At 47.0% G+C, this 3,385-nt stretch carries 5 protein-coding genes; 1 reads left to right on the top strand and 4 read right to left on the bottom strand.

What is annotated here, in order from left to right; genetic code table 11:
• On the bottom strand, nucleotides 1–239 hold a 239-nt coding region (locus L0156_20825; protein ID MCI0605436.1), incomplete at its 3' end, for a hypothetical protein.
• On the opposite strand from L0156_20825, the gene L0156_20830 reads away from it, so the two are divergent.
• Entirely contained in the window at nucleotides 210–1,667 is a 1,458-nt protein-coding gene (locus L0156_20830; protein MCI0605437.1) for a sulfatase, read from the top strand. The genes L0156_20825 and L0156_20830 overlap by 30 nt on opposite strands.
• Nucleotides 1,668–1,674: 7 nt before the next feature.
• Here L0156_20830 and gmk read toward each other — a convergent pair whose 3' ends face one another.
• The 3 genes from gmk to L0156_20845 all read right to left on the bottom strand — a co-directional run.
• Nucleotides 1,675–2,295, bottom strand: coding sequence for a guanylate kinase (gene gmk / locus L0156_20835; protein MCI0605438.1), 621 nt, complete (start codon nucleotides 2,293–2,295; stop codon nucleotides 1,675–1,677).
• Nucleotides 2,276–2,572 carry a DUF370 domain-containing protein gene (locus tag L0156_20840; GenBank protein MCI0605439.1) on the bottom strand — a complete coding sequence of 99 codons (297 nt, stop codon included), beginning with the start codon at nucleotides 2,570–2,572 and terminating at the stop codon, nucleotides 2,276–2,278. Before L0156_20840 ends, gmk begins: the two co-directional genes overlap by 20 nt.
• A gap of 96 nt (nucleotides 2,573–2,668) precedes the next feature.
• Nucleotides 2,669–3,385: YicC family protein (locus tag L0156_20845; GenBank protein MCI0605440.1), on the bottom strand; the 717-nt coding region annotated here is incomplete at its 5' end.

Raw genomic sequence — 3,385 nt, forward strand, 5'->3', positions numbered from 1 at the left:
GTGAGAGGGTAGTAAAGTATCATGGCTGCAGAAGAATGAAGAAACTGCTTCTTTGCGTGCTCGTGCTCGCTTGTGCCGCAGTTTCCCTTTTGATCCCATCCCTTCTTACGCGCCGGAAGTTTAATATTGCGCTCATTACTGTTGATACTTAGCGTGCCGATTACCTGAGCTGCTACAACAAGACCGCTGCCGTCACATCTGAAATGGATATGCTGGCGCGAAACGGCGTTTTGTTTCAACAGGCTTACTCTCTCATCCCCCGGACCTTACCAGCTCACGCCAGCATATTGACGTCGCGTCCGCCTCACGAATTGAAGATTTTTGACAATGGACAGGCTTATCAAGAAAACTTTCCAATTCTGAGCGAGGTTCTTAAGAGTCATGGATACTCAACAGCCGCGTTTGTTTCTTTGGCAGTTCTAGAAAAGAAGTTCGGTCTTGATCGTGGATTCCAGACTTACAATGATGATCTTAAAAAGCAATGGCATAGGACTGCCTCTCAGGTAAACAAAGATGTTTTTCCCTGGCTTGAGGGTCACCGGGATAAGCCATTTTTTGCCTGGATTCATTATTCCGATCCACACGCGCCTTATCTGCCTGAAGGTAGTCCTCCGGACATTGAATTTCTGGTTGATGGCCTTGCCCGCGAAAAATTTTTGCTGGCAAATGGAAATCGTCATAGCGTAAGCCTTCGATTACGGTCCGGCGCAACGACTCTGGAATTTCGCACGTTGAAGAAAGATAAGACCCGGGCGGGTTTTTTCAGAAGAGCTTATTATGCTCCCGCTTCCTCCGGAATCGAGATTGTTTTTGGACCCGAATGGCATAAGGAACGTTTGGAAACAGGCCGTATTGGCCGGTTTTTTGATTCTGCCGGAAAGCTGGATCTCATAAATAACAATTCTGAAGACGTGGAGGTGAAGTTCCTATTTTCAGGGGGAGTAACTCAATCGGTTTCAGACAGTCTTCGAAACTACGCAGTCGAGGTCCGGCAAATCGATAAAGCTATTGGTGCACTTCGGGACAAATTGGAACAACTCGGGATCGCAAACAAAACGATTCTTGTATTGACCGCTGATCATGGCGAAGGATTGAATAGTCATGGGCACATCAGTCATGCACATGCACTTTACAACGAACTTCTCAAAGTACCATTGTTGATCTACCATCCCTTTTTTGGCCGGAAAGGGAATACTGTTGATCAAATAGTCGATCATCTGGATATCATGCCTACGATTCTTGACCTCGCTCACGTTGATGTCCCGTTTCAGATGCGCGGCCAATCTTTGGGAAAATACGTGACCTGGGAACTTTCAGACAGGTTTTTACATAGAAACAAGAGACGTCCGCTTAGTTTTGCCTCCACTCCGTCTTTGTCTGGCCGTACTTTTGCGGTACAAAACGGAAAATTCAAAATGATCAAAACATTCGGACAGAAAAAAAAGCAATATAGCGCTTATGATCTTTCAGTTGACCCTATGGAGCGAAACAATCTATTAAAAACAAATCCGAAAGCTATAAGGCAACACCCTTTTCTAGAATGGAAAGAGCTCCTGGTGCACTATGCGCGCATGAGCGAATCTGCGCGGATGAACAGACCGAAAAAAGAACTCGATGCCGAGGACCTGGAAATGTTGGAGGCTCTCGGCTACATAGGAAAAGAATAAGTCGTTCTTACACTTCGAAGGATTTTATAATCGTCGCAACTTCATCGTAAAGATTCTCTCTCAGGCAGCCCTGACTTCGAATGATGCTGCTCAAGTCTTCGAACGCTGCATGCAGCTCCCGATTGATCACGATGTAATCATATTGATGGCAATATTGAATTTCCTGTCGCGCGTTTTCGATCCGCTTTGCAATCTGTTGCTCGGTATCTTTTTGACGGCGCTGCAACCGTTCCCGTAAAACTTCAAACGAGGGAGGAAGGATGAAAATGCTTGTGGCATCCGGCAAAATCTGTTTTACCTTCATGGCCCCTTGAACATCGATATCCAGGATCAGATCGCTGCGACGATTTTCTGCTTTTTCCAACATAGTTTTTGATGTTCCGTAATAATAACTGTGCACCTGAGCCCATTCGAAGAATTCGTCGTCCTGGATCATTTTCCTGAAGTTCTCGTCAGAAACAAAAAAGTATTCAACTCCATTCATCTCACCCGGGCGCGGGGGGCGTGTTGTGTGTGAAATGGAAAAAAAGAGCTCTTTGTTTTGAGACAACAGAAGTTCCACCAGTGTAGATTTTCCCGCTCCGGACGGAGCTGAAATGATAAAAACGCTATTTTTTCTTGCTGCCATCTTCTTCCGCAGCGAGGCGCTCGACCTCTTCTTCTTCCTCGCGATATTCCAGTCTTGCCAGCAGCGTACTCGGCATTACGGCGGATAGAACAACGTGTCCACTGTCCATCACCACCACTGCTCTGGTCTGGCGGCCGGAGGTGGCATCCACAAGCTTTCCTGCCTGCTTGGCTTCTTCCTTTAATCGCTTGATGGGAGCCGATTTGGGCGAAACAATTGCAACGATCCTTGAGGAGATGACGGTATGGCCAAATCCGACGTTCAAGAGTTCTCGCATACCTTATTTTATATTTGATTTACCACGGAGTCACGGAGTACACGGAGAGAAAAATATCTTTACTTTCTCCGTGATCTTCGTGACTCCGTGGTGAAACTATTCGACGTTCTGGCCTTGCTCGCGGATTTTCTCGACTTCCGTTTTCATTTCGATCACTGTTTGCGCAACCGGCAGAAGATCGCATTTGGATCCTATCGTGTTGATTTCGCGCAAGATTTCCTGCAACAAGAAATCCAGCTTTCTTCCTGCAGCTTCATCTCCTTCGATCAACTTTCCAATCTGAGAGATATGGCTTCCCAGCCGAACCAGTTCTTCCGTCACATCTGCGCGCTCCGCATAGTAAGCGACTTCCTGCATGAGTCTTCCTGTATCGATGGCATTGGAGGCAAGAATATCTTTCAACGCTTTCTCCAATCGGGTATGCACGGCTACCGAGTAGTCCCGCGAATGTTCCTGCACATTGTCCAGCATTCGGCGAAGCGCGGCGATCCTCTCCAGAATGTCTTTTGCGAGAATTTGACCCTCCTGGCTCCGCATGGTGACAAGCGAGCGCATGCAAGTATCAACAATCTCTTTGATTTCGGAAAGCGTTTCCGGGCTGATTGCCTGAACATCGGTCTGGATTTCAACCAATCCGGGAAGACGCAACAGTGAACTCAAATCGGCCTCCGAACTCAAACCATGTTCTTCCCTCAGCGCCTGCGTTTCTTGAATCATTCTGCTGACCAGCGGTTTATTGACGAAAACCTGATAAATCCCTTCCTTTAAAAAGGAAGCTTTGACGGTCATTTCTACGCGTCCCCTCGAAAGATA

It is taken from the genome of bacterium (assembly GCA_022616075.1).
In the GTDB taxonomy this organism is placed as follows: domain Bacteria; phylum Acidobacteriota; class HRBIN11; order JAKEFK01; family JAKEFK01; genus JAKEFK01.